Source organism: Brenneria corticis, assembly GCF_003115855.1.
Taxonomy (GTDB): domain Bacteria; phylum Pseudomonadota; class Gammaproteobacteria; order Enterobacterales; family Enterobacteriaceae; genus Brenneria; species Brenneria corticis.
The window spans coordinates 244,620-268,603 of the sequence record NZ_KZ819072.1 but is presented as its reverse complement, the minus strand read 5'-3'; the positions used below and the strand labels follow the sequence as shown (position 1 = coordinate 268,603).

At 48.4% G+C, this 23,984-nt stretch carries 24 protein-coding genes and 2 pseudogenes; 18 read left to right on the top strand and 8 right to left on the bottom strand.

The window, feature by feature from the left end:
- Nucleotides 1-3 precede the first annotated feature (3 nt).
- From DDT56_RS03130 to DDT56_RS03120, 4 genes are all read right to left on the bottom strand, one after another.
- Nucleotides 4-1,029 carry a helix-turn-helix transcriptional regulator gene (locus DDT56_RS03130; protein ID WP_136165046.1) on the bottom strand — a complete coding sequence of 342 codons (1,026 nt, stop codon included), beginning with the start codon at nucleotides 1,027-1,029 and terminating at the stop codon, nucleotides 4-6.
- 39 nt (nucleotides 1,030-1,068) lie between these two features.
- Entirely contained in the window at nucleotides 1,069-1,212 is a 144-nt protein-coding gene (locus tag DDT56_RS24335) for a hypothetical protein (protein WP_168197563.1), read from the bottom strand.
- A 550-nt stretch (nucleotides 1,213-1,762) separates the two neighbouring features.
- Nucleotides 1,763-1,969: a helix-turn-helix transcriptional regulator gene (locus DDT56_RS03125; protein WP_136165127.1), complete on the bottom strand. Its 207-nt coding sequence runs from the start codon at nucleotides 1,967-1,969 to the stop codon at nucleotides 1,763-1,765.
- A 173-nt stretch (nucleotides 1,970-2,142) separates the two neighbouring features.
- Entirely contained in the window at nucleotides 2,143-2,730 is a 588-nt protein-coding gene (locus tag DDT56_RS03120; RefSeq protein ID WP_136165045.1) for an inovirus Gp2 family protein, read from the bottom strand.
- A 745-nt stretch (nucleotides 2,731-3,475) separates the two neighbouring features.
- Here DDT56_RS03120 and DDT56_RS03115 point away from each other — a divergent pair.
- The 11 genes from DDT56_RS03115 (at nucleotide 3,476) to DDT56_RS03065 (ending at nucleotide 11,361) form a co-directional block, all read left to right on the top strand.
- Entirely contained in the window at nucleotides 3,476-4,447 is a 972-nt protein-coding gene (locus DDT56_RS03115) for a hypothetical protein (protein WP_136165044.1), read from the top strand.
- A 440-nt stretch (nucleotides 4,448-4,887) separates the two neighbouring features.
- Nucleotides 4,888-5,253 carry a hypothetical protein gene (locus DDT56_RS03110; RefSeq protein WP_136165043.1) on the top strand — a complete coding sequence of 122 codons (366 nt, stop codon included), beginning with the start codon at nucleotides 4,888-4,890 and terminating at the stop codon, nucleotides 5,251-5,253.
- 112 nt (nucleotides 5,254-5,365) lie between these two features.
- Entirely contained in the window at nucleotides 5,366-5,578 is a 213-nt protein-coding gene (locus tag DDT56_RS03105; protein WP_136165042.1) for a hypothetical protein, read from the top strand.
- A gap of 84 nt (nucleotides 5,579-5,662) precedes the next feature.
- Nucleotides 5,663-6,484, top strand: coding sequence for a DUF932 domain-containing protein (locus DDT56_RS03100; RefSeq protein WP_136165041.1), 822 nt, complete (start codon nucleotides 5,663-5,665; stop codon nucleotides 6,482-6,484).
- Between the two features lie 58 nt (nucleotides 6,485-6,542).
- Nucleotides 6,543-7,016 carry a RadC family protein gene (gene radC / locus DDT56_RS03095; protein ID WP_136165040.1) on the top strand — a complete coding sequence of 158 codons (474 nt, stop codon included), beginning with the start codon at nucleotides 6,543-6,545 and terminating at the stop codon, nucleotides 7,014-7,016.
- 61 nt (nucleotides 7,017-7,077) lie between these two features.
- Complete coding sequence (locus tag DDT56_RS03090) at nucleotides 7,078-7,425, top strand: TA system toxin CbtA family protein (RefSeq protein WP_136165039.1); 348 nt, start codon at nucleotides 7,078-7,080, stop codon at nucleotides 7,423-7,425.
- A 95-nt stretch (nucleotides 7,426-7,520) separates the two neighbouring features.
- Nucleotides 7,521-8,354 carry a DUF4942 domain-containing protein gene (locus tag DDT56_RS03085; protein ID WP_136165038.1) on the top strand — a complete coding sequence of 278 codons (834 nt, stop codon included), beginning with the start codon at nucleotides 7,521-7,523 and terminating at the stop codon, nucleotides 8,352-8,354.
- Between the two features lie 66 nt (nucleotides 8,355-8,420).
- Nucleotides 8,421-9,020 (top strand): AbrB/MazE/SpoVT family DNA-binding domain-containing protein, encoded by a 600-nt coding sequence (locus tag DDT56_RS03080; RefSeq protein WP_136165037.1) that lies wholly within the window; start codon nucleotides 8,421-8,423, stop codon nucleotides 9,018-9,020.
- Between the two features lie 358 nt (nucleotides 9,021-9,378).
- A complete protein-coding gene (locus DDT56_RS03075; protein ID WP_246856709.1) occupies nucleotides 9,379-9,966 on the top strand; it encodes a GNAT family N-acetyltransferase in 588 nt (195 codons plus the stop codon).
- Between the two features lie 47 nt (nucleotides 9,967-10,013).
- Entirely contained in the window at nucleotides 10,014-10,670 is a 657-nt protein-coding gene (locus DDT56_RS03070; protein ID WP_136165035.1) for a VOC family protein, read from the top strand.
- An 88-nt stretch (nucleotides 10,671-10,758) separates the two neighbouring features.
- On the top strand, nucleotides 10,759-11,361 hold the full coding sequence (locus tag DDT56_RS03065; RefSeq protein WP_136165034.1) for a pentapeptide repeat-containing protein: 603 nt from the start codon (nucleotides 10,759-10,761) through the stop codon (nucleotides 11,359-11,361).
- A 305-nt stretch (nucleotides 11,362-11,666) separates the two neighbouring features.
- Here DDT56_RS03065 and DDT56_RS24330 read toward each other — a convergent pair whose 3' ends face one another.
- On the bottom strand, nucleotides 11,667-11,819 hold the full coding sequence (locus DDT56_RS24330) for a hypothetical protein (protein WP_168197552.1): 153 nt from the start codon (nucleotides 11,817-11,819) through the stop codon (nucleotides 11,667-11,669).
- 60 nt (nucleotides 11,820-11,879) lie between these two features.
- On the opposite strand from DDT56_RS24330, the gene iraP reads away from it, so the two are divergent.
- Nucleotides 11,880-12,215: an anti-adapter protein IraP gene (gene iraP, locus DDT56_RS03060; protein ID WP_136165033.1), complete on the top strand. Its 336-nt coding sequence runs from the start codon at nucleotides 11,880-11,882 to the stop codon at nucleotides 12,213-12,215.
- 296 nt (nucleotides 12,216-12,511) lie between these two features.
- On the opposite strand, the gene DDT56_RS03055 is transcribed toward iraP, so the two are convergent.
- Both DDT56_RS03055 and DDT56_RS03050 read right to left on the bottom strand, forming a co-directional pair.
- Nucleotides 12,512-14,074 carry a methyl-accepting chemotaxis protein gene (locus tag DDT56_RS03055; protein ID WP_136165032.1) on the bottom strand — a complete coding sequence of 521 codons (1,563 nt, stop codon included), beginning with the start codon at nucleotides 14,072-14,074 and terminating at the stop codon, nucleotides 12,512-12,514.
- Between the two features lie 76 nt (nucleotides 14,075-14,150).
- Nucleotides 14,151-16,520 (bottom strand): glycoside hydrolase family 31 protein, encoded by a 2,370-nt coding sequence (locus DDT56_RS03050; protein WP_136165031.1) that lies wholly within the window; start codon nucleotides 16,518-16,520, stop codon nucleotides 14,151-14,153.
- A 441-nt stretch (nucleotides 16,521-16,961) separates the two neighbouring features.
- Here DDT56_RS03050 and DDT56_RS03045 point away from each other — a divergent pair, with 441 nt between their 5' ends.
- The 6 genes and pseudogenes from DDT56_RS03045 (at nucleotide 16,962) to uxuR (ending at nucleotide 22,594) form a co-directional block, all read left to right on the top strand.
- On the top strand, nucleotides 16,962-18,032 hold the full coding sequence (locus DDT56_RS03045) for a LacI family DNA-binding transcriptional regulator (RefSeq protein WP_136165030.1): 1,071 nt from the start codon (nucleotides 16,962-16,964) through the stop codon (nucleotides 18,030-18,032).
- 296 nt (nucleotides 18,033-18,328) lie between these two features.
- Nucleotides 18,329-19,513: a mannonate dehydratase gene (gene uxuA / locus DDT56_RS03040; RefSeq protein ID WP_136165029.1), complete on the top strand. Its 1,185-nt coding sequence runs from the start codon at nucleotides 18,329-18,331 to the stop codon at nucleotides 19,511-19,513.
- Nucleotides 19,514-19,633: 120 nt separating this feature from the next.
- Nucleotides 19,634-21,100 carry a fructuronate reductase gene (locus DDT56_RS03035; protein ID WP_136165028.1) on the top strand — a complete coding sequence of 489 codons (1,467 nt, stop codon included), beginning with the start codon at nucleotides 19,634-19,636 and terminating at the stop codon, nucleotides 21,098-21,100.
- Between the two features lie 20 nt (nucleotides 21,101-21,120).
- Nucleotides 21,121-21,207 (top strand): annotated as a pseudogene (locus tag DDT56_RS25140) (hypothetical protein); the annotation flags it as partial.
- Nucleotides 21,208-21,334: 127 nt separating this feature from the next.
- Nucleotides 21,335-21,583 (top strand): annotated as a pseudogene (locus DDT56_RS24740) (glucuronate isomerase); the annotation flags it as partial.
- A 231-nt stretch (nucleotides 21,584-21,814) separates the two neighbouring features.
- The gene (gene uxuR, locus DDT56_RS03020) at nucleotides 21,815-22,594 is read left to right on the top strand and encodes a Uxu operon transcriptional regulator (RefSeq protein WP_136165027.1); all 780 of its coding nucleotides are present in this window, start codon (nucleotides 21,815-21,817) and stop codon (nucleotides 22,592-22,594) included.
- A 163-nt stretch (nucleotides 22,595-22,757) separates the two neighbouring features.
- Here uxuR and DDT56_RS03015 read toward each other — a convergent pair whose 3' ends face one another.
- Nucleotides 22,758-23,933, bottom strand: a complete 1,176-nt coding sequence (locus tag DDT56_RS03015) for a serine hydrolase domain-containing protein (protein ID WP_136165026.1) — start codon at nucleotides 23,931-23,933, stop codon at nucleotides 22,758-22,760.
- Nucleotides 23,934-23,984: the final 51 nt, after the last annotated feature.

Sequence of the window (23,984 nt, the reverse complement as noted above, 5' to 3'; positions counted from 1 at the left end):
TTATTATCTTGCTAATGAACCGTATGCCTGTTTTTCATACATCTGTCTCATTTTCTCCATCTTCTTCTTAATCTCCGCCACCCAAACCTCAGGCTCATATACCCGGATGTTGTCGTTCAGTCCGAAGATCCACCACAGCGTTTCCTGATCCAGTGGTACGAGAGCACGCAGTCGATACCAATCGCTGCCCGGCAGTGCCTCCAGACTTTGCTGATAGCTAAGTGGTGTTTCACGCAGCAGCCAGGCGGTCTGCGGATGAACATCGGCAATCAGTTCCACCTCTCGTTCACTCTGCCGCGAGGCAAAAGCACCGGACGCGATATAGCTGTCAATATCAAAACCGTCCTGTTCACAGGCTGACTCGTCCAGCGCATCTGCTTGTTGGATGCGGTGCAGGGCAAACTGACGTAAATCGTTATAACCATCAACGGTGCCGACCAGATAACTTATTGAATGGCGAGCCACCAATCCGATAGGGTGGACACGTAAGCTTTTGGACTCGCCTTTACTACGGCTAAGATAAAGAATCTGTAACTGGCGCTTTTCCATCAGTGCGGTGGAAACCTGTTCCCAAATATCTACATCTACTTCTGCGGGATACAACGTTTTGCCATTAGGTAATGCGCGCACGCGTTCTGCCCAGTGCGTTTGCTGTCCCTGTAATTGCTGTCGCGCCATTGAAAAATAAGGTTCCAGCAGACGGAGTACGCTGGGTGGCAACAACTTTTCCAGATAATTTTCAGCAAAAAAGAAAGCCAGTACAGTGGGTGTATCTAGCACGGGAAAATCGAACCGAGGCGTGTCCTGGCGGAAACTCCAGCGAAAAGGACGCGTCCTCTCATCACAAAGCAAGGGGAAATCCAGGCTAAGCCGTCCGCCGAGATCTCGTTGCAAGGTACGTAAATCGATCTCAAACTTCTGAGCTTTAAGTTTTTGTAGCAACTCGGTAGTCAAAATATACCTCGGTTCGCGAGGTATCAGGCGCAAGATCGCCAGGTGCCTAAATAGTCTGTCTTTGGGATCGGACATAGCGCTATACTCAATAAATTAATGATACTTGCCGCATATTCACGCGGCTTTGGCCGTATTCGCAGAGCTGTTGCGGGTACGCTCGCGTATCAGTTCTTTTTTTAATTCATCGGTGGCATAGCTGTTTTTCATCATCCAGGCACCAATCAGCAAACCGGTTGCAAAATAGATAAGTTCTTTCATATAGAACTCCTTAATGTCAGCAGGGAAACGTCTTGAGCAGCATTCTCCAGCCATCACGCGACATTCTGTGTCGCTTTTTGGGATTTTTTATGCTTTCCCGGCAATCATCGCTACGGACGACATAAGTTTGTTTATCCAGAAGTACAGATGACGTTTTTAGCTTTCAGGTAGACCATCTTTATATATCGGCGAATGGACGAGAAAACTATGATCGTTTTTACAGATCAATTATTTGTTATCGATCGTCAATTCCGATCGAATATGCGTTGTTAGTTGTTCTGGTAAGGCGTTGAAAGGCAATGCCATGATAGATGAGGCAGTAACTAAAATAGATAAAAGGAACAACGGTCTGCTTGTGGAAACAGGCGGGACTGTATATGTATGTTCAGCATTGCTGATTCCAGGCGCGTAAAGATGATTCGTAGCCGGGAATAATTTAGCGCAATCGCTGTGCCTGGCTGTATTCGGATAGCCGGACAATTGACTGATGGCTATCAGTACCGCGTAACGTGGTGAGGAAAAATAAAGATGGTGATGAATATTGAAGTCGTTATTTTCGGGATTCAGAAATACGAAAAAGTACCCAGTTCTCTACTTCGCTTTTTAGCCAGCGCGAGCTTCTGCCCATTTTTATTGGTTTAGGAAATGCACCGTCCTGAATTAGCTTGTAGAACCATTTATCCGTCAGGCCTGTGAACTGGGTAATAAAGGCCATATCAACCATTCGGTCATCAAGTACATTCATTGATGTGTTCATCATGACAATCTCCTGTATTTCAATTGGAATAAGGAGTCGGTCACCATGGGCTAAACGCGCAGGTGACATACTCCGTCAGGAGATAAAGAAAGATTGTAAAATTTAATTGGCCGATAATACGAATGGCAGGGAGTAGTGGTCTCCTCCACACCATCCATATATCGGTCAATCTGTTAATATTGGCTACAGCCAAATGAACGTTCGCCATCACCGTATTGTTTGGTTATGTTTTTGCATAAATAACTGGCACGTTTCATTACCTCTTCCTGCTGCTTGCTATAATCCATGCTGTTACGATCCAACCAGAGACAGGGATTTTCAGGAAAATGTACCAAGGTGGCATTTCCCGGGTAACTTACCCTGAGAGCGCTACACCATGCTTGTTTAATTAGTCCGGCCAAAGACGATTCTGATTGATAATCGCCGGGGGTAAACCACACGTCTTTATTCAGTAGTAGCAATACGTGATAGTGCTTTTTACCATTCAATGGCCCAAATTCCCTTGCCCAGGCATAACGAAGGGTACAAGGATGTATTCTTTTTCCTTCTTGACGTTTACGTTCAAGGTACGCACGAATTTTTGCTTTAAGGGAATCAGTAAAGCGTGATATTACTTCTGCATCAGAATCCGCAGGATAATCAGGTAAACGCAGATCAACTCGTATAGCTAATGTTCTGTGATGTTCCAGTAGTGCTTTTTTGATAGTTTCGTCAATGCGTTTTAGATAGAACGCATTATAATCCTGAACTGTGCTTTGCATTGGTAATTTCCTCTGGTTATATTTGTTCATACTTATCGCCAAAGGTGTAAAAATTAACAAGGTGAAGTTTTTAACTTACAATGTACGGAGATTGTCATGATGCGGTTAATTCTTCATGTAAGAAAAGTCTCATCAAAGTGAATTAATTGCCATTATTAATACTGCTTTATTTATATTAACCAATCCAACAAGAACAAGAGCTAATGTATTCATGTGTGAGCTTTAATTGCTGATGTAATGGGGTAATCCCTCTTTCTTTAAAGTCTGGAGTTATCTTTAATAATTACTAGATTGCATAAATTAATTATGGAAAATTCATTCCTTATATCATTGAGGCCTATTCAAAGGCGATGTTTTATTATCTTCCTGGTTAAGCAATCACATTTCGTGCATCTTCCAAAAAATCAAACATAGGAACTATTTTCTATTCACATAGGGGCTTGTAATAATTAGCCAATAAAGTTGTGGGTGGAATGGTATATGGACGATCGTAATGAAATATTAATAATCTCTTGATAGTGAGTCAGTTGCCTTATTTTTTCTTGCATTGAACAAGGAAAATATCTAATTAAGCATAATTTTATTCTGACCGAACAAGTCTATGCGCCTCTTTTTCATAGGGATTTTTTAATAAAATGTGTTTTATTTTATTATAAGTTGTGTTACATTTTGATTCTAAAATGTGTCTTATTTAATCATAAAATGTGTCATTTTGGAGTGTGCGTTCGATATTTTAGGGTGGATTATGAAAATTAAAAAATTTAATATGCTGCGTGATTTTAATTTCTTGTTTCCAGAGAGAAGAGAGATATATAAGAACATTGATCCACAATCTATTTCCAATAAGTTTGAAAGACTAAAAAAAGAATATTGCCTTTTTGTTTGCCTCGATGATTTCATTATTGAAAAAAGTTTTGATCTAATCGACTTTATTGAAAGTATTTATGATGGCCTTTATGATGGAGTTGTTAGGTTAAAATATGATTTGTCAGGTTCAACAATTTATGGCGCTCGTGAAATAAACCACACTAACATCCTGGATGTGATAAAAAAGAACCTTAATAAAAAGATGCGAATTTTCGACAATCTGAGACAGTATGACAATGACATAAGGTCTCAATATAAAAAAACAGGTGTACTATGTTTTACGCTATTTGCAACTGATGGAAAATATATAGATGATCATCTTATCCAGTGGATGGTAATAAAAAACACCTCAAAAATATTTTTCAATAACATTCGCTCATTATCGACATATAAAGACCATGTCTTGGGGTATTTTTGGGTTATCTTAAAAGATGAGTATAACAACCCCTATATACATGTTAATTTTTACATTGATAGTGAAAATTTTAATAGAAAAATCGGAGAGGATATTAATAGCACTTGGCTAAATGCATTAAATAAAACAAAGATTTCCTTGGGGGGGATCATTCATTTCACAATAAAGAATGAGTATTTTAATATGTCGTTATCTAAGGTGAGTGATGGGTGCAAGAATGAAAAATTAAATAAAATCCCCAAATTAATAACTGAACTTGATAAGATCCCAATGAATAAAGATGTGATTTTACCCGATTTGAATTTATCAAGTTCTGAGCTTTATAAATGTTTTTCAACTGTGCATTTTGATAGATATCTTTATTCCTTAGCTAAAGAATCGTACTCATGCGTGGATAAATATCGTGTTATGGGAACATCGCTAATAAAGATTTGATAATCAATAAAAATAAATTACCTGATGAGTTGTTAATAATAATATTTGAAGTCGATTAATATTTCGAGAATATATAATGGTAAAGCATCGATAAAAAAGAAATGTTAGCTGAATTGCAGGCGGACGTTTGTGGTATCCCTTATCAAGGGGTTAAGGATATGCTATGTCTTTGTTGTAAAAATATTATCTATGATAATATTTTATTGGAATAAGTTAATGTATCTAAATCATTAAAAAATCAAGTATATATAACGAAAGTGGAAACATGAATGCTTAAATAGGATTTTTTGTATGTTTTCCATCTTGTTGCGTCACTCGTTTCATGGCAAAAAATTATTATTTATTCTTTGTTATAGATTAATAAGCCCTCGCTGTAAAAACAGTATTTCATTGCCCGCTTTAATATGATTTTATTATTTAATTCAATTAGGAGATTATATATGAAAGGTAAAAAATGTTTGATGCTGCCTCTGTTAATGCTGATTGCCAGTCAGGCAATGTCGTCAACAACGGCTCCAATAAAAGTTGATACTTATAACAATATCCATCCGGCGGGAACCCGTTATGTTAATGTCGTTGTAACAGCCAGAACTGATACGATCCGCATTAATAATATCAGCGTTAACCGGGGTAACTGCCGTATTGGAAACCTGAAATACTTTGGCTCTAGTAATAAAGAGACGATTATCCCGGCGACTCTCCGCTATGGCGAATCCGTCAAGGTGCCATTTTACAATAATTGCATTGCCTCGGAGGTTGAAGTGTTAACCGATAAAGGCGGATGGACATTCACTTTTGACGAATAGCCTTTATGTATGTAATCGCGCCAGATAAATGAGTGAAATCCTTTCCTGATATATCCAAACACTCTGATTCATCTGATATCCGGATGACGATTTCCGGTTGAGGAGTAGTTTTATGGCATTTGTAAAAATGCTGGTTACGGCGCTGGGAAATGTAGTTGCCTGGTGCTCCAGTATCCAGGCGCAACGTTTTGTGACCGAGCGCTTCCAGCAGGCCTGTTGTAGTGAAGAAGAGATCGAAGCAGCCCGCGAGGCTGCTTTTTTATTGATGAGTGTCCTGACCGGCGCTCTGATGGATTTTATTCTACGTGCCATCTTTCCGTCCTGATTTTTATTATCTCTCCATACTCTCTTTCATTTTATTAATCGCTCCGTGCCGGGAATATTTTTCCGGTACGGGCAGGAGGACGTTATGCCCCATTTGGCTTCCCGCTTCGGCGCAGTAAATTTGATCCGACGCGACCGACCACTGACGCACGATGAACTGGCCCGCTATGTCCCCAGTGTATTCAGTGAGGACAAGCACGGATCTCGCAGTGAACGGTACACTTATATTCCCACGATTACGTTACTAAATAACCTGCAACACGAGGGGTTTCAGCCATTCTTTGCCTGTCAAACTCGTGTCCGTGATCCGAAAAAACGCGGGCACACCAAGCACATGTTGCGTCTGCGCCGTGAAGGGCAGATAACCGGCCAGCAGGTGCCGGAAATCATTTTGCTGAACAGTCATGACGGCTCAAGCAGTTACCAGATGTTGCCGGGATTATTCAGATCGGTTTGTCAGAATGGTTTGATTTGCGGTGAGTCCTTCGGCGAAGTTCGTGTGCCGCATAAAGGCGATGTGGCCGGCAGGGTAATTGAAGGCGCTTACGAGGTGCTGGATACCTTTGAGCGTATCGACGAAAAGCGTGACGCCATGCAGTCGTTGATATTGCCGCCACCGGTGCAGCAGGCGCTGGCAAAAACGGCATTGACGTACCGCTTTGGCGAAAAGCATCATCCGGTGACGGAAGCGCAGATTCTGGCTCCCCGACGCTGGCAGGATGAGCATAATGATCTGTGGACCACATATCAGCGTATTCAGGAAAATTTGATAAAAGGCGGATTAACAGGCCGGACGACGCAAGGCAAACGCGCCATAACCCGTGCGGTAAAAGGTATTGATGGCGATATCAAACTCAACCGGGCGCTGTGGGTACTGGCTGAAAATATGCTGCAACTGGCATCCTGAATCCGGCTTTTCTCCTGCTTTTTCGCTCTGTATCCATCACCTAATCAAGGAATCATCCATGTCATATAGTCAATTGGCAGACCGCGTTGCGTCCAGAGAACAGCGCATTATCCGTCAGGCGCTCTCCCTGCTGGAAAAGCGCGTGCGTAAAAATGCGCGTCAGTTCAGAACGTCAGACGACACCAAAAACTGGCTGATGCTGGAGCTCAGCGGTCTGGAGCGTGAAGTGTTTATGGTGTTGTATCTGGATAACCAGCATCGCCTGATAGCAAAGGAGATCACCGCGCTGGGCACCATCAATAATACCGAAGTGCATCCGCGCGAAATCCTCAAGTCGGCATTGCACCATAATGCCGCCGCAGTGATCGTGGCGCATAACCATCCGTCCGGCTACGCCGAACCCAGTCAGGCCGATCGGCATATTACCGACAGGCTGAAAGAGGCGCTGTCACAGCTTGACGTGCGGGTACTTGACCATCTGGTGATCGGCGGCACCGATGTGGTGTCGTTTGCCGAACGCGGCTGGCTGTAACGTCACGATACTTTTCACCAACATTCCCCCCTGTTTTATCTCTCCTATATAAGGAAAAATCATGTCTGACAACTCCATACCGGTACCCGGCGTGCCGGGTAATAGCGTATTGCCGCCGGTTAACATCTGGCAGCGGTTATTGAGCTATCTGCTGGAAAAACACTACGGGCTGACGCTTAACGACACGCCGTTCTGTGAAGAAAAAGTGATCCAGGAGCATATCGACGCCGGTATCTCGCTGTCCGATGCCCTGAACTTTATGGTGGAAAAATATGAGTTGGGGCGCACCGACAGACGAGGTTTCTCCTGGCTGGAGCAGTCGCCGTTTATTACGGCGGTGGATATTCTCCGTGCCAGACGCGCCACGGGGTTAATGCAAGCTGCTAAAGATTGCGAGCCGCTTTCCTGAATTGCCTGCCTGAACTTTCTTCTTCCCTTCCCCGTTGCATAATGCGCCTGCCACTTCCGGCAGGCGCGTTTGCTTTTATGTACGGAATACAAACTATGCAAACTGAACCCGAGGTATTAACCGAACACACCGATCTGATGTGCTCGACCAGCATTGAGCGCATCGTCGCCGGGCGTGACGCTGCCCTGCAACAGATAGAACAGCTTATTCATCAGTTACAGGCGATTTCCCAGCTTACGGCCACCATCGGCGGCGGCAACGTTGAAGACTGGGCGCTGAAGCAGGGACATCGTTATGACTGCTGGCTGACGGAATCGCCGGACAAGGCGATTCAGGCCATCACCCGCACGCTGGATCGCAATATCTGGCGCGACCTGATGCTCAAGTCCGGCATGCTGTCGCTGATGGACGCCGAAGCCCGCAGCCAGTGGCACAAGAATCTGGACGAGGGCGAACTGCCGCCGATCAGTGAAGAAAATATCCTGACTACCTTTGAACAGCTTCACCAGAGCAAGCAGGAGGTGTTCGAGCGCGGGGTGATTAACGTGTTCAAAGGGTTATCATGGGACTACAAAACCAACCATCCCTGTTACTTTGGCAAGAAAATCATTATCAGCAATCTGGTGGAGCATCACCGTTGGGGCTTTGGCTTAAACTGGGGCTGGCGACGCGATCAACTGGCCGATCTGGAGCGTATTCTGTATCTGCTGGATGGCAAACCTATTCCCGATAACCGTGCCGATATCACCATTCGGCTCATGGATCATATCCGCGATAATCCGCATCAACAGGCTTACGAAGATGAGTTCTTCAGCATTCGTTATTTTCAGAAAGGCACAGGGCATCTTACCTTTAAACGTCCCGACCTGATCGATCAGATGAACGACATTATCGCAAAACATTATCCGGGGATGTTGGCGTCGAGGTGATTCTCTACAAGCCACAAACGATACGGTTCTTTTCCCCTTCCCTCTTATTTTTCAGGAAACTACTTAATGAATACGTCACTTTCTGTTGAAGGTGGGCTTTACCATGTTCAACATATTACCGATGCACTACAAGAAAACTGGCTTCTACTTTGTCGTGATGTCACACAAGCCCACCATCTTATTCGCCAAAAGCCGGAAACTACCGGATACCATAATCTGACAATCTGCGAAATGTCAGGGAATACGCCTCTACGGTACGATGACAGCTTAATTGGTCTTGGCGTGATTGCTTTTAATGGATGTAGTGCTTTGCAGTTGGCAGGTGAACCATTCGTGTTGCACCGTTTACGCCGCACAATAGATCGCTATTCATGCCATACATACGGTCACCCTTACAATTTCCTGGTTCAGGTGACATTTCTGCTGGCACTACATCACTGCCCAAACGCATGGAAAATCAAAACTAACGTCCCCATCAATCAATGGAGGCAGGCTATGGAGTGGATTGCCAAATATCTAGGTTCATCCGTATCGACATCTGATACACCAGAAAATAATATTCAAAATCGGGAGAATTGGGATAGCTGGTTTAACGGTCAAAATGTAACACTGGACTTCATGCCGGAATGCGATCTACCTGAAGAACAAACCAGAGACGATCACTAATACCTAGGCGATGCCGGTTTACTCTCTCAATATCTTAAATTCAACGCAAAACAATATGTTGGTATAAATGTTGGTATAAAATTTATCGAACACAATTTATCCATTTAAATTCAATGCAATAGATTATATGTTCGAATCCTGTAGGGAGTTATCTTTAATTTTCGTATTTTATTTATATCTACAGGTGTTTTAACAGGTGCTGTAATGAAAACTATCGATTATCACGGAACGACAATCTGCGTATTAGAAGACAGACGTAATGAAATACTGTATTAAATTGTGTTTTGATAATCTATTTTGTTTGTGATATTTTCATTCGTATCAAAGTAATATATGGGGCGATAGATTGGTTATGGACATGTCGGCGTCTCTCCAGAATAAAAAAACAAACTCCTCGAATAATAAACTCCGTCTTATTCCTTTTACTGAACAACATTTTTCAGTATTGGCTGATTGGTTTTGCAATGAAAAAGAAGTTGTCCAATGGGGAGGGACGGCTCTGTATTATCCGCTTAATGAAGCACAATTTAACGCGATGCTTATTGAAACAAAGACTATACCACCAAACCGTTTGTGCTGGATGCTCGAAGATCATGCAGGAGAGTTATGCGGCCACTGCCAGCTTGATTTTGACTGGAGGAATGGGACGGCCAGAATTGGCAGGGTTGTAATTTCTCCCCAGAGACAGGGAAGAGGTTTGGCAGCTCCAATGATTCGCCAAGTTTTAGAAAAAGCATTTTCTTATGCTGACATAGAGCGAACGGAACTTAACGTCTATGCTTGGAATAAAAAAGCCATCAAAATATATACCCACGTAGGATTTATTACTGAAGGTATTCGACGCTCCTCTGCGAAAGTTGGCAACGAAAGATGGGATACGGAAATAATGAGTATTTTACGAGATGAATGGGTAAAATATTCGGTTGAATCTATTGACGAGTTGTAATGAACATTTATTTAAAAATGCGTATTTAAATATCAGGTAATAGACATATGGAAATCGATCATATTTTTATCTGCACTCCGCCGGATGCTTCAATCGCTGATATTTTAGTTCAAAATGGAGTATTGGAAGGTACGCCTAATCGACATCCTGGACAAGGAACAGCTAATCGCCGTTTTTTCTTCAATAATGTTTTCCTTGAGTTTATTTATCTTGAAGAGCCTTTCTCACAGCATAACAGGACATCTCCAGCACTCGATATCGTGCAGCGGTTAACGGATCAGCAACGCCGTTATTCTCCGTTCGGTGTAGGCTGTCGCCCGACGATTCAGGGAGAACCCGTCCCTTTCCCCCACTGGCATTATCAGCCAAGCTATCTGCCAGATGGGTACTCTATTGAGGTGGGGATAGCGACACCCAATGAACCACTCTGGTTCTTTTTGGATTTTTCTGGGCGGCCAGACCATGTAGCAGAAGAAAAGCGTCAACCACTCATTCATCCTTGTGGCATTCGAGAATTGACTTGTATCCAGTTAACTATTCCAGAAGAAGGCTCTCTTTCACTTTCAGCTCGCGCAGTGAAAAAGATAGATGGCGTTGAAATAATCCAAAGTAAAGAGCATAACCTTGTTCTTACTTTTGATTATGCCCGACAGGAAAAAAAGTTATCCCTCATGCCTGCGTTGCCATTAACAATTATTTATTGAAACGAATTAAATCAGATGACTGAAGAATCAACAAAACATGGCATTCTTATAAATCAAGAATCCGCAGTACTAACACAGGATAATTATCATGTCAAAAAAATTATTATCAGCGAATGATTATATTGATGAATTTTTCAAAAACATCACTCATATTAATAATGAATTCGATAACATCCGTTTCGAGGGGTGTATATTCCAAAATTGTAATTTTAGTGAAACGACTTTCAATCAATGTAATTTCTATGACTGTGAGTTCATAAACAGTAACATTAGTCTCATTCATATCCCTCAAACAATTTTTAGAGATGTGACTTTCAGCGACTGTAAAATTGTTGGTGTGGATTGGACGAAAGCACATTGGCCTTCAATAAAAATACCTGGAGCCTTTAATTTTGTTCGCAGTATACTTAATGATTGTATTTTCTTTGGTATTTATCTTGCCGATTCAAAAATGATTGAATGTAAAATACATTCAGCAGATTTTACCGAAGCGAACTGTGAAGAATTAGATTTTAATCTAAGCGATCTATCGGAAACCGTTTTTCATCATACAAAACTATCAGGGGCGAACTTCTCACAGTCGATAAACTACAGTATTCACATTTTCCACAACGATATAAAAAATGCAAAGTTCTCACTACCAGAGGCTGCTTCACTATTAAACGGCCTTGATATTGAGATTGTAGACTAACAAGGTTCCCCAAACCCTATATTATCCATTAGAGGATATAGATCTATAAAAACCAGCATTTATAATAATGATTAGAACCCATAGTAATATGCCGTTGAGCCTTCTCAGACAGGCCGGACACTGAACTGACCTGCCGGACAATTTGGTTTGCGGTAACAGGGCGTCAGCCGGAAGTTCCGACGCAGTAGGAACAGGGATTTAGTCACCGCATTGGCTATCATTAATTTGATGTCTGACTTTGTTGCCGGATCAGCAAATCCCGGAACAGGTAGTGCGTCATCTTCAATTACCACAGCCTGGCACGGCTATGCCGCAGCCCATTCCAGTGCACGGCGATGAGCCCAGTTTTCATCATGATTTCCTTCATCAATCAAAAGGTAAGCGCCAAACGATGTTACCAGATCCAACAACGGAGCATGGCGGCCCCCAACAACCACAAAGGAGATTTGTTTTTTCATCAAAGAAATCTCGCCCTTATTTTACTAAAAGGTTAAGCTGGCAAAAAAAAAGGGGGTATTATGAAAAACGTAATTATTAGCATGGTCACCAAGATTTCTAAGATGGATGCGGAAGCCAAGCTTCTTGCAGCCAGAGTAGAGGCGCAGTCACTACTCCTTGGAGCCCTATTACTGACCATCGGCAAAAACGGTGGTGTAAACGAAATGGTTGAGAACGTTAAAAAGGCCATCAACGCCGCGCTTGATTCGGCTGATAATCCGCTTAAATCTGATGCAGAAATACTTCTGAATGAATTTAATACCCTTCTTTCACTAACTCAGTTACTTGAAGAGAATGATTCTGAAATTGATTATGAATCTTTAAACGCGCTTCCAGGACAGACTGCCACAGATTAAGGCAACCTATAATTACCGCCTTCCGTACCTGATAACATTGAGACGACGCTATAGCGTAAACAACACGCGTAAGCTGGTTTGAAAGAACAAACGTAACGTCTGATTTCATCAGTTGGGTAAATAGATAAGTAGAAGGCGTTCGTAACTTGCTGAGAAACAGCATTAATTCAGAATATAAAAGAGATAAAAACACTCGTCTTAACCCGATAAGCCACCAATAGAAAATTGAATACAATTTATTGCTTTCCGCGCTTAACCCGCCAAAAATCCAGAGCGTTGCGGAAGAGACTAATGCATCAGGCTTGATGTGCCACAGAGAGCGGAGAATCGGCGGATTCATCAACGCGGAACTGATCGACAGTGCGCGTCAACTCCAAGGCCTGATTGTTCAGCGATTTCGCCGCGGCAAGGACTTCCAGCACCAGCGTCGCATTCTGTTCCGTGCTCTGATCCATCTGCGACACAGCCTGATTGACCTGCTCGATGCCGGAGCTCTGTTCAGCACCGGCAGAACTGATCGCTGCCACCATTACGGTGACGCGCTGCACGCTCTCGACGATTTCGCTCATGGTGGCGCCGGCGTTTTTCACCAGATTGGTTCCCTCGATGACTTTGAACACCGAATTGTCGATCAGACCCCTGATCTCCTTGGCTGCGGCAGCAGATCGCTGCGCCAACGTGCGCACCTCGCCTGCCACTACCGCGAAACCGCGCCCCTGTTCGCCGGCGCGCGCAGCCTCGACTGCCGCATTAAGCGCCAGAATATTGGTCTGGAAGGCTATTCCGTCAATCACGCCGATGATGTCCGCCATTTTGCGCGAAGAGGTATTGATCGCGTCCATGGTATCAACCACCTGGCTGATCACCAAACCGCCGCGCTCTGCCACGTCGGATGCGGACTGCGCCAGTTCATTGGTACGGCGCGCATTCTCCGCATTGTTTTGTACGGTGGCGGTCAATTGCTCCATCGCCGCCGCCGTCTGTTCCAGCGCGCTGGCCTGCGACTCGGTTCGGGCCGAAAGATCCTCGTTGCCGGAGGCGATTTGCTCAGATGCGGAGGTGATGGAGTCGGTGCTGCCGCGCACCTGGCTCACCAGCGCGGCGAGGCTATCGCGCATGGTGCGGATGGCGTGCAGAATGCTGCCCCGATCGTCGGGCAGCGTCTGTACCTCAACTACCAGATTGCCGTCGGCGATTTGTTTCACCACGTTAACGGCGTACTGCGGTTCGCCGCCCAATTGACGCAACAGCGTACGCAGCATGTTCCACGCCAGCAGAGAAATCACCAGCAGCAGCGCCGCGACAATGGACAGCAGAGTGAGCGCGTTACGCCAGAACACCTGCTGGATATCATCGATGTAATCACCGGTGCCGATGATCCAGTCGTAGGGTTCGAAGCGGGTGATGGCATAAATTTTCTCGACAGGCGTCTGAGAACCGGGGCGCATGCCCTTGCCCACATTAATCGCGATGGTCTGTTCCTTCAGCGCCGCACGGCTGCGAGCCCCGTTTTCCCGGCCGCCATTGGCGTCGACGGTGCCTACACGTTTAGGGTCGGGGTGCACATAATTTACGTCGTCACTGTAGCCCAGCACGAAAAAATAGCGATTGCCATGATGAAAGCTGCCGATGGCACGTTTAGCCTCCTCCAGCGCTTCCTCGTGTGAGATCTGCTCGGATTTCTCTCTCTCGTAGGTTTTTTGCGCGGACGCATGCGCCAGTTCCACCAGTGCGGCGATCTGGCCGATGCGCTCCTTCATCATAGACGAATACAGAGTATTCAAGGCCACCGCCGATAACACCAATAACCCCAGCAGCATAGCGCCGCACAGCAGTATGATTCGGGTTCGTAGTTTCATATCATTTCGCTTTTATAGGTTGGAAACAGCCGCGCGGCGCTCGCAGATTTTCCTGCCGCACCGCGGTTGAGCATGCTTAAACCAAAGACCAGTAGGATTGCGGCAGACCGTTAACGTACAGCGTACGACGTTCGTCTACGGGCAGGTGAATATTGAGCGTATTCCACGCCGGGCGATATTTCCCCTCGACATGGAATTGCACTTTGATGCGTTGATTATCGCTGGCGATGTCCCAGCGGAGCCACAACGCATCATCCTGCCGCCAACCGTTAGACTCGCCGTCATCTTCGAACAATAGCCCGCCGTCCCGACCTTTCCCCATTGGCGGGAACAGCAACATGTCACGGCAATCGTCGACCAGATGATCAACATACGACGTGCGAGAAGAGAGCGGCAGCATGGCGCCAGCACGCGCCAACAGCGGCAAGCGCTCCAGCGGAGCGTCCAGCGTGACGGTCTGTCCGCCGCTGAACCAGACTCCGGTATAAAAGTCATACCAGCCGGACGCGTTGCGCGGCAGATAAACCGCGCGCTGACGCTGTCCCGCTTCCACCACGCTGGCCACCAGTAAATCCCGCCCCAGCATAAAATCGTCCGTCTCCGCGAACGTGGCCGGATCCTGCTCATGATCGAGAAAGGTCGGACGCAGCATCGGTTCGTCGTCGTGGCTGGCTTGCCATAGCAAGGTGTAAAAATAGGGCAGCAAACGATAGCGCAGGGCTATCGCTTCCCGGACGGCAGGCGTGACGGACGGATACATCCAAGGCTCGTTGACGGAACGATCGTCGTTCCAGGAATGGATGGTGAAACGCGGGTGCATTACGCCGTTCTGCACCCAGCGCACAAACAGCTCGGCGTCGGGCTTATCGCCAGAGAAACCGCCGACGTCATGTCCGACGTTGTAGAGGCCGGAAAGGCTCATGCCGACGCCCATGCGGATATTGTAACGCAGGGTTTGCCAGTTGGTGCGGTTATCGCCACTCCAGGTTTGTACGTAGCGCTGCATGCCCGCACAGCCGGAACGGGAAATCAGATAGGGGCGCTTGTCCGGCGCAAAGCGCCGCTGGGCTTCCATTGAGGCACGCATCATCAGCAGCGGCATCACCGGGCGGATATGCTTGATGGCGATTTCCTTACCAAAACCGTGGCAACGCGCTTCCCCATCCCATACCTCATATTCATTATTATCATTCCAGGTTGCATCAATGCCCATTTTCAGCAATTGGGCGGTGACATTGTCCTGCCACCAGACCACAGTCTCCGGGTTGGTGAAATCGAGATGCGACCCTTCGTCATCCCAGAAACAGGAACGTTCCGGCGCATCCGTTTCCGAATCGCGAATGAACAGGTTTTGCTCCGCCACTCGCGGATACAGCGGATGATCCTGCAACAGACAAGGTTTGATATTGGCGGCCAGTTTAAGTCCGGCGTCATGAAATGCCTGAGTCATTACCGTTGGCTGCGGCACCTTTTCGTAGTTCCAGTTGAACACGTAACGTTTGTCGTTAATTGAGGTATAGCCGGAAGAGAGCTGGAAAGAGTCGCACGGAATGTCGTGCTCGCGGCACAGCGCGATAAACTTCATCAACTGCCGCTGCGCATCGGCCGCGTCGGTATAGTGCATGGTGGAACCGCTATAGCCCAGGCTCCACTTGGGGCCGAACAGCGTCTTACCGGTCAGGCGCACGAACTTTTTGGTGACGTCCAGCACGCGCGGCCCCAGGAACAGATAGTAATCCAGATCGCCCGCTTCAGCGTGATAGCGGCGGTAGGCCAGATGGTAGTTGTCCAACTCGTTGCCCAAATCCAGCCGAGTGGTGCTCAGGTTGTCGTAAAACAGGCCGAAACTCACGCCGTCGCCGCGACGAGTAATGGTAAAGGGAATGTGCTTGTACAAAGGATCGGTCGAGGCCGCGTTGTACCCCATCGCGTCCAGGTTGCGGAACTCAAAGCGGCGGCCGGCACGGTTCAGATCACCCGCTTTTTCACCCAGCCCGTAATAGCTATCCTGAGGATAACGGCGTTGGTAATGTTCCACCCCGTCACCATGTACATTGAGCAGATAGGCGCTGGTCGGCCGATCGGCGGCCAGAGGCTGCCACTCGCCCAGCTCGTTTCGGTACTCCCACGCCAGCCACAGCGGCTGATGCAGGGTAACGCGCAGCTTTGCCGAGCTGACTCGCAAGCCACAGTCCAACGGTTCCAATTTGATGCCAGGCAGGCTGAATCCAGCGCAGCTTTCGCGCGAACGCCCTTCCCAAGGCACATCCCGTTCAGGCGCGATGCTCCAGGTACGATCCAGTTCCAATTCACCCTTACGCTTGATCAGTACGCGAAACACATCTTCTTCCAGCACATAAATACGAAACAGGTGCCGCCCGTCCACGTTCAGTTCGACAAATTCGGCTGTATGCTGATTCAGTACCCAGTTTTTCAAAGTCTTCATAAACGATTTACCCCAGCTAACAATCCATACATCGGATACTCGGCGATAAAGGCGATCGGCTTGAGATTCATGCCGCATTATTGATATCGAGATGCGCCGTAATATCCCCATTTCTGCAGTCGCTGAACTACGGTCGCTATATTTGGCCCACGCTGTCCTGCTGCGTGACCATTTTTAAGCGTGGAGAAACCGACGCCATGACCGACTGTTGATTTTTCGTCTTTTAATTGGTTTGTGATAAAAGGCCAGTTAAAAAACCAGCCAATTAAATTGGTTAACCAATAAATAATAAATGAGTTAAAAATGCGGGAATACGCACTTTTTTGCAATTTTTTTCATAGCAAACTAAGAAGGCATGAATAGAACGAATAAAACGCTTAACTTTCAGCATCTTCCTTTCATGAAAAATTTGTCATTTTTAAACTTGAACTGGATCACAAAATGAGTGGAAAGTTAAAAATCAGAGAAATTGCCTTCCAGACAGGGCTATCAATCAGCACCGTTTCCCGCGTGTTGTCCGGCAAAGCCAATACCAGTGAAAACGCTAAACAGCGGGTACTGACGTGCGCGCACCAGTATGGCGTACTGGACGAACTAGCGGCCGGACGGCTGTTACTGAACGGAATAACGCTATTCGCGCCGTCGCGGGCGTTTGACGCGCGAACCGACATCTTTTACTACAGGGTGATCCAGGGGGTGGTCAACGCACTGCGGCCCCATGAGGTGCGGGTGCGCTATTGCTGTTTGGAAGAGAATGACAGCGACGCTGCGCTGTTTATGGAAAAAATGAACGACCCCACGACGGAGGCGGCATTGCTCATTGGTATTGATGATGCCTACGTGCATGCGTTGGCGGCCGATTTGGGCAAACCCTGTGTGCTGATCAACTGCCGCGATCGCCGGATGCGATTGCCCAGCGTGGCGCCAGATCACCAGTTGCTCGGCGAGATGGCCGCTAACTACCTGATCGAACAGGGACATCATCACATTCTCAATCTGCTTTGCCTGCGGCGTTACACCATGGAACAACGGCTTCAGGGCATTAAAGAGGCCATGAAACAACATAATTTGCCGTTTGAGGAAGAACACCATCTGCTGGCGGTAAACGGATTCGGTACGGCGGAAAGCTATCATCGCATGAGCGCATTCCTGCGCCGCCCCCCGCCAGAAACGCTGCCGACAGTCATCCTGGCCGGCGGCGACTTTATGGCCGACGGAGCAGTAACCGCGTTGCAGGACGCGGGAATACGCGTGCCGCAGGATATCTCGGTAATGAGCGTGGATGGTTTCAACATGCCGGCTATACACGGCATCCCTCTAACGTCGCTGCATGTTCCGCGCGAGGAATTGGGGGAAGAAGCGATTCGCATGCTGCAACGGCGTTTGATCTGCCCCACTCAGTCCTCCGGAAATCTGTTGCTGCACGGTGTTCTGGTGATGGGTGAGTCCGTCAAGCGAATCCGTGTCAATAACGCGCATACGCCGATCAATAAAGAAGGATTGTATGACTGATTGGAGTATTTCAAGCGCGCTACGCAGCAAAACGATAAAACTTGATTTCCATCACAAAAAAAACATGGTTGCAGATAACTTATAGGGAACAAGGCTATTTTGGTTGACTAATAACATCTGATAATCGAACATACAAATAAATTGGTTGACCTTAAATCAACATTAAAAGATCTCATATAACAGAGACATCGTTTCGTACCGGTCAATCAATCATTGTTCAACCTCCTCCTGTCATTGACATCGTGGTAACCAGAACAAAACAGGAAGGCAACCACCATTATCATGAGGTATTCAGTATGAAGCAGACCTGGCGCTGGTATGGTCCCAATGATCCCGTTACCCTGGCCGATGCAAGGCAGGCGGGGGCCACAGGTATAGTCACCGCGCTGCACCATATCCCGAACGGAAATGTGTGGCCAGTGGAAGAAATCCGTAAACGTAAAACGGAAGTGGAGGCAGCCGGGCTGGAATGGTCCGTGGTGGAAAGCGTCCCCATTCACGAGGAGATTAAAACCCATACCGGGCAGCACGACCATTGGATCGAAAATTACCAGCAAACTCTGCGCAATCTGGCCGCATGCGGCATTTACACCGTGTGCTACAACTTTATGCCGATACTGGACTGGACCCGTACCGATCTGGAGTATCTCCTGCCGGACGGTTCAAAAGCCCTGCGTTTCGATCAAATCGCGCTCGCTGTTTTCGAACTGCATATTCTGCAACGCCCGGGGGCGGAAGCCGACTATAACGCCGAAGAGATTGAACAGGCGCGGGCGCGTTTCTCCACCATGGCCGAAGAAGAAAAAACACAACTTACCCGCAATATTATCGCCGGTCTGCCCGGCGCCGAAGATGGCTATACGCTGGACCAGTTCCGCTCGAAGCTGGCGTGCTACCAGGGGATCGATAAGGTGAAACTACGCGAAAATTTCGCCTACTTTCTACAACGCATCATCCCGGTGGCGGAAGAGACCGGCATCCGCATGGCCGTCCATCCGGACGATCCGCCGCGTCCGATCCTCGGCCTACCGCGCATTGTTTCCACCGCCGAGGATATGCAGTGGATGGTGGATACCGTAGCCAGCAAGGCGAACGGTTTCACTATGTGCACCGGCTCCTACGGCGTACGCGCCGACAACGATTTGGTAGGAATGGTCGAGCGCTTTGGCCCGCGCATTTACTTTATTCATTTGCGCGCCACCAAGCGGGAAGATAATCCGAAGAGCTTCCATGAGGCGGCGCATCTGTATGGCGATGTCGACATGTTCGCAGTGGTGAAAGCCATTGCCGAAGAAGAGCATCGCCGGGTGACAGAAGGCAATGCGGAATCGATCCCAATGCGTCCGGATCACGGTCACCAGATGCTGGACGACCTGAAAAAGAAAACCAATCCGGGCTACTCGGCAATTGGCCGCTTGAAAGGGCTGGCGGAAATACGCGGGGTGGAACTGGCGATCCACCGCGTTTTTTTTGATCGGTAATCACCATCCGCATGGCGCGCGGCGCGTCATACGGGCGCTCATCCCCTTCTCACTGTCGAATAATATCACTCTCCGCGGCGCTGTCGTTCCGGTCTGGCCGCGGACTTACTGGAGTCAGTTATGGAAAAAAATCTTGCCAATAACCGGGCTTGCGTTGCCCGCCCGCGGTGGGATAAATCGCGTCTGGTGGCACGTATCGTCCATCTGGGATGCGGTGCGTTCCATCGCGCCCATCAGGCGCTGTTCACCCATCATCTACTTGAAGTTTCCGATAGCGACTGGGGCATCTGCGAAGTCAATCTGATGCCGGGCAACGACGCCAGGCTGATCGCTAACCTGAAAGCGCAGGAACTGCTGTACACCGTAGCGGAACGCGGCGAGAAGAGTACTGAACTAAAAATCATTGGGTCGATGAAAGAGGCTCTGCATCCGGAATTCGATGGCTGCGAAGGCATCCTGCGTGCGCTGGCTCGCTCGGAAACCGCTATCGTCTCATTGACCGTGACGGAAAAAGGCTACTGTACCAACGCCGCCAGCGGTGAGCTGGATCTAGACAACCCGCTGATTCAAAACGATCTGACGCGCCCTGCACAGCCAAAATCCGCCATCGGTTATATCGTGGAAGCGCTGAATATTCGCCGATTACGTGGCGAAAAACCCTTTACCGTACTCTCCTGCGACAACGTACGCGAAAATGGCCATGTGGCGCGCGCCGCCGTACTGGGCCTGGCTCGAGTCCGCGATGAGGAACTGGCCGCGTGGATCGAAGAACGGGTAACCTTTCCCTGCACCATGGTCGATCGCATCGTGCCGGCGGCCACAGAGGAAACTTTGCAGGATATTGCCGTTCAATTAGGGGTGTTTGATCCGTGCGCGATAGCCTGCGAACCATTCCGCCAGTGGGTCATCGAGGATAATTTCGTCAACGGCCGACCAGACTGGGACAAGGCCGGCGCCCAGTTTGTCGACGATGTCGTACCTTTTGAAATGATGAAACTGCGCATGCTCAACGGCAGCCACTCCTTTCTGGCATACCTGGGATATCTGGGCGGTTATGAAACCATCGCCGACGCCATGACCAATCCCGCATATCGCAAGGCGACGATGGCGCTTATGCAAAACGAGCAGGCTCCGACGCTGACCATGCCGGAAGGCACCGATCTGAATCAATACGCACATCTCCTAATCGAACGTTTTACCAATCCCTCTTTGAGACACCGCACCTGGCAGATCGCGATGGACGGCAGCCAGAAACTGCCGCAGCGTCTGCTGGATCCGGTGCGTATCCATCTGGCAACCGGCGCCAGCTACCGGCATCTGATTCTGGGTGTGGCGGGCTGGATGCGTTATGTCGGAGGCGTGGATGAAAAAGGCGACGCTATAGACGTGATTGACCCGCTACTCGGAGAGTATCAACGCATCTACCAACAATATGACACCCCCGAAGATCGCGTGCGCTTGCTGTTGTCCATCAGCGCCATTTTCGGCTCCGATTTACCGCAGAACCAAGACTTTATCAACGCCGTGACAGAGGCCTACCGGCGGCTACTGAGCAATGGAGCCCGTGCGGTGGTGGAAACCCTGTAAACCATGAGGGATAATAGGTTATGACATCGTTCATGAACGACGATTTTCTGCTGAAAAACGCCACCGGACGCGAGCTACACCATGATGTGGCGGCAAAAATGCCGGTTTATGACTATCACTGCCACCTCAACCCGAAAGAGATCGCCGAAGATCGGCGATATACGAATGGCGGGCACCACGGACGATCCGCTGGATTCGCTGGAATACCACCGCCAGATCGCCGCCGACACAATCAACGACCAGAAGGATGCCATGCTGCGCCAGTTGGAACAACTTTCGCGTATGGGACTACTGAGCCTGTTCGTGGGAATGCTGACCGATTCGCGCAGTTTCCTCTCCTACACTCGCCACGAATATTTTCGACGCATCCTGTGCAACCAGCTCGGCCAGTAGGTGGAAGACGGCGAAGTCCCGCATGACAAAGCCATGCTGGGCGAGCTGGTGCGCAATGTCTGCTTCAACAACGCCGAACGCTATTTTACGGCCAGCAGAGTGAGGGATAACAAAGCCAACACTATCGGCGCACAGTCGATAAGCGGTCCCGCAGGGGCTCGCTTAACGCCAGACGCTAACCGATTGGTTTAACAGGCTTTGAATCGTTCTCTGTCTCAGCCTTTCATTTATCGCTGCTTTTTTTGTAATTGGCGGACCAATTATGCCATAATTCCACCGATCATTTTTTTCATTCGATATTTCAATTCTTCAGAGATGAAAATGCAGCCGACCACAACGCAACAACCGCCTGGACTCCAGCGGCCTTACCAGGAAGTAGGAGGCGTTCTCCGTTCAATGATTTCACAGCAGCAGTACGTTATCGGACAGCGCTTACCGCCGGAACGCGAGCTTGCTGAAATGCTGAATGTTTCCCGTACCGTAGTGCGGGAGGCGTTGATCATGTTGGAAATTGAAGGGTTGATCGAAATCAAGCGCGGTTCGGGTATTTTTTTGCTTAGGAATCCCGCAGACCATGAAACCGACAATGCTACGGAAGATCAAGTCAATAACGCCGGTCCTTTTGAAATGCTTCAGGCGCGTCAGCTAATTGAAAGTAACATCGCCGAATTTGCGGCACTGCAGGCCACCCGGGAAGACATTATCAAAATGCGCCGGGCATTGCAGCTTGAAGAATATGAACTGGCGAATGACGATGAAGAAAGTGGCGACATGCAATTTCACCTTGCTATTGCTGAAGCCACGCATAACAGCCTGATGGTGGAATTATTCAAACAATCCTGGAAATGGCGTGAAAATAATCCTATGTGGATTCAGCTTCACAGTCACCTCACAGACAATAATTACCGCAAAGAGTGGCTGACCGACCATAAACAGATCCTTTCCGCGCTTATCAAGAAAGATCCCAAAGCGGCCAAATTAGCGATGTGGCAGCATCTTGAGAATGTGAAAAATCGTTTGCTCGAATTCTCGGACGTTGACGATATCAACTTCGATGGGTATCTGTTCGAGTCATGGCCATTGACTAAGGAGTTCTCATAATCATCATCCCTTGCGCTTAATGCCGCCCGCTTAAGAAAGAGCGGCATTAAACCCGCGGCGCCCCTTGAGAGGGGCGGACATAGATAGTCCACCATAAAAAATCGCCAGATCCCGCCGCCAGCACGCAATCAACAGGGAACAACGGTTCGACTCGGCCTGGGCGTTACTCTTCCTCCAGTTCACGGTAGATCGTATCCCGGAGTTCTTTGGGAAAAGCCCCGTTTACACCTTCGCCCGTGGTATTGGTCAAGGCGATAACGCTCAGTCCCCGGGCGCGATCGATAAACCATGTATGACCGTAAACTCCGCTCCACGAAATAGTGCCGGCTGATTGCGGCGAATCAGCGGCGGCAGGATGGTCCAGAACCGCCCAACCAACGCCGAACCCCCAGCCCGGTCCCTGCGTCGCATACTGCGAGCTAACCTGCAGGCGCGTCATGAACTGGATGCTTTCCGGCGACAGCAGCGGTAAACCGCCTCTGCGTATCGCTTCCAGAAACTGTAGAAAATCTGGTGCAGTACCGGCCATACCGCCGCCGCCGGACGGATAGGAGGCCGGATCGAGAATACGGCTGGGGGCGAATACAACGGTACCCTCGCCAAACGGCACCGATGTGCCGTCAGTAATAGGCTGTGGAACCGGTGTACCATCGGCATAAGGGGTTACCAGACGTTCGAGATCGGCGACGGAGAATCTCGTGTCATCCATGCCCAACGGCCCGGTGACCAGACGTCGCACCAGTTCTGGCAGACTTTCCCCCGTTGCGCCACTCATAACTGCACCCAGCACGTCCAGGGCCAGTGAATAACGATATCCTTCTCCCGGCGGATAGAGCAGCGGCGCGGCTGCAAGCCGCCGCAGGTTTTCCTCTATGGACAGTCCAGGCTGGTCCACACCGTCAGAAACATTCAGCCGATGGTAAGCCGACTCTTTAGGAGCAGAGTAGCGATAACGCAGGCCGGAAGTATGGCTCAGCAAGTGCCGAACCAGAATCCTGACTTCAGTGCCATCTTCCAACCGAGGTCGGAAATTCGGCAACCAGCGGGTAATATCGTCATCAAGATTCAGTCGCCCCTCTTCAATCAGCCGCATAGCTGCCGTACTCACCATAGGCTTAGTAATAGAAGCCAGCCGGAAAATGGCCGTGTCGATCATGGCGGCGCCGTGTTCTCTATCAGCCAGGCCAGCCGCTCGCCGATAAAGCAACGTGCCATGCTGTGCAATCAGCACCACCGCGCCGACCAGCCGCTGTTCAGCAATGGCATGGTCAATGACGTCATCGACCGCAGTTTGCAGCCCCACGGGACGCGATGGGACGTCCAAATTGAAGTAATACATCGTAACTCCTGTCGTTTGTTGGAAAATTTCACGATGACCTCACCTGTCAAC

Bases quoted from the DNA above. Each gene is read 5' to 3' on its own strand.
- DDT56_RS03130 (WP_136165046.1), bottom strand. From the start codon at position 1,029: ATGTCCGATCCCAAAGACAGACTATTTAGGCACCTGGCGATCTTGCGC.
- DDT56_RS24335 (WP_168197563.1), bottom strand. From the start codon at position 1,212: ATGAAAGAACTTATCTATTTTGCAACCGGTTTGCTGATTGGTGCCTGG.
- DDT56_RS03125 (WP_136165127.1), bottom strand. From the start codon at position 1,969: ATGAACACATCAATGAATGTACTTGATGACCGAATGGTTGATATGGCC.
- DDT56_RS03120 (WP_136165045.1), bottom strand. From the start codon at position 2,730: ATGCAAAGCACAGTTCAGGATTATAATGCGTTCTATCTAAAACGCATT.
- DDT56_RS03115 (WP_136165044.1), top strand. From the start codon at position 3,476: ATGAAAATTAAAAAATTTAATATGCTGCGTGATTTTAATTTCTTGTTT.
- DDT56_RS03110 (WP_136165043.1), top strand. From the start codon at position 4,888: ATGAAAGGTAAAAAATGTTTGATGCTGCCTCTGTTAATGCTGATTGCC.
- DDT56_RS03105 (WP_136165042.1), top strand. From the start codon at position 5,366: ATGGCATTTGTAAAAATGCTGGTTACGGCGCTGGGAAATGTAGTTGCC.
- DDT56_RS03100 (WP_136165041.1), top strand. From the start codon at position 5,663: ATGCCCCATTTGGCTTCCCGCTTCGGCGCAGTAAATTTGATCCGACGC.
- radC (WP_136165040.1), top strand. From the start codon at position 6,543: ATGTCATATAGTCAATTGGCAGACCGCGTTGCGTCCAGAGAACAGCGC.
- DDT56_RS03090 (WP_136165039.1), top strand. From the start codon at position 7,078: ATGTCTGACAACTCCATACCGGTACCCGGCGTGCCGGGTAATAGCGTA.
- DDT56_RS03085 (WP_136165038.1), top strand. From the start codon at position 7,521: ATGCAAACTGAACCCGAGGTATTAACCGAACACACCGATCTGATGTGC.
- DDT56_RS03080 (WP_136165037.1), top strand. From the start codon at position 8,421: ATGAATACGTCACTTTCTGTTGAAGGTGGGCTTTACCATGTTCAACAT.
- DDT56_RS03075 (WP_246856709.1), top strand. From the start codon at position 9,379: ATGTCGGCGTCTCTCCAGAATAAAAAAACAAACTCCTCGAATAATAAA.
- DDT56_RS03070 (WP_136165035.1), top strand. From the start codon at position 10,014: ATGGAAATCGATCATATTTTTATCTGCACTCCGCCGGATGCTTCAATC.
- DDT56_RS03065 (WP_136165034.1), top strand. From the start codon at position 10,759: ATGTCAAAAAAATTATTATCAGCGAATGATTATATTGATGAATTTTTC.
- DDT56_RS24330 (WP_168197552.1), bottom strand. From the start codon at position 11,819: ATGAAAAAACAAATCTCCTTTGTGGTTGTTGGGGGCCGCCATGCTCCG.
- iraP (WP_136165033.1), top strand. From the start codon at position 11,880: ATGAAAAACGTAATTATTAGCATGGTCACCAAGATTTCTAAGATGGAT.
- DDT56_RS03055 (WP_136165032.1), bottom strand. From the start codon at position 14,074: ATGAAACTACGAACCCGAATCATACTGCTGTGCGGCGCTATGCTGCTG.
- DDT56_RS03050 (WP_136165031.1), bottom strand. From the start codon at position 16,520: ATGAAGACTTTGAAAAACTGGGTACTGAATCAGCATACAGCCGAATTT.
- DDT56_RS03045 (WP_136165030.1), top strand. From the start codon at position 16,962: ATGAGTGGAAAGTTAAAAATCAGAGAAATTGCCTTCCAGACAGGGCTA.
- uxuA (WP_136165029.1), top strand. From the start codon at position 18,329: ATGAAGCAGACCTGGCGCTGGTATGGTCCCAATGATCCCGTTACCCTG.
- DDT56_RS03035 (WP_136165028.1), top strand. From the start codon at position 19,634: ATGGAAAAAAATCTTGCCAATAACCGGGCTTGCGTTGCCCGCCCGCGG.
- uxuR (WP_136165027.1), top strand. From the start codon at position 21,815: ATGCAGCCGACCACAACGCAACAACCGCCTGGACTCCAGCGGCCTTAC.
- DDT56_RS03015 (WP_136165026.1), bottom strand. From the start codon at position 23,933: ATGTATTACTTCAATTTGGACGTCCCATCGCGTCCCGTGGGGCTGCAA.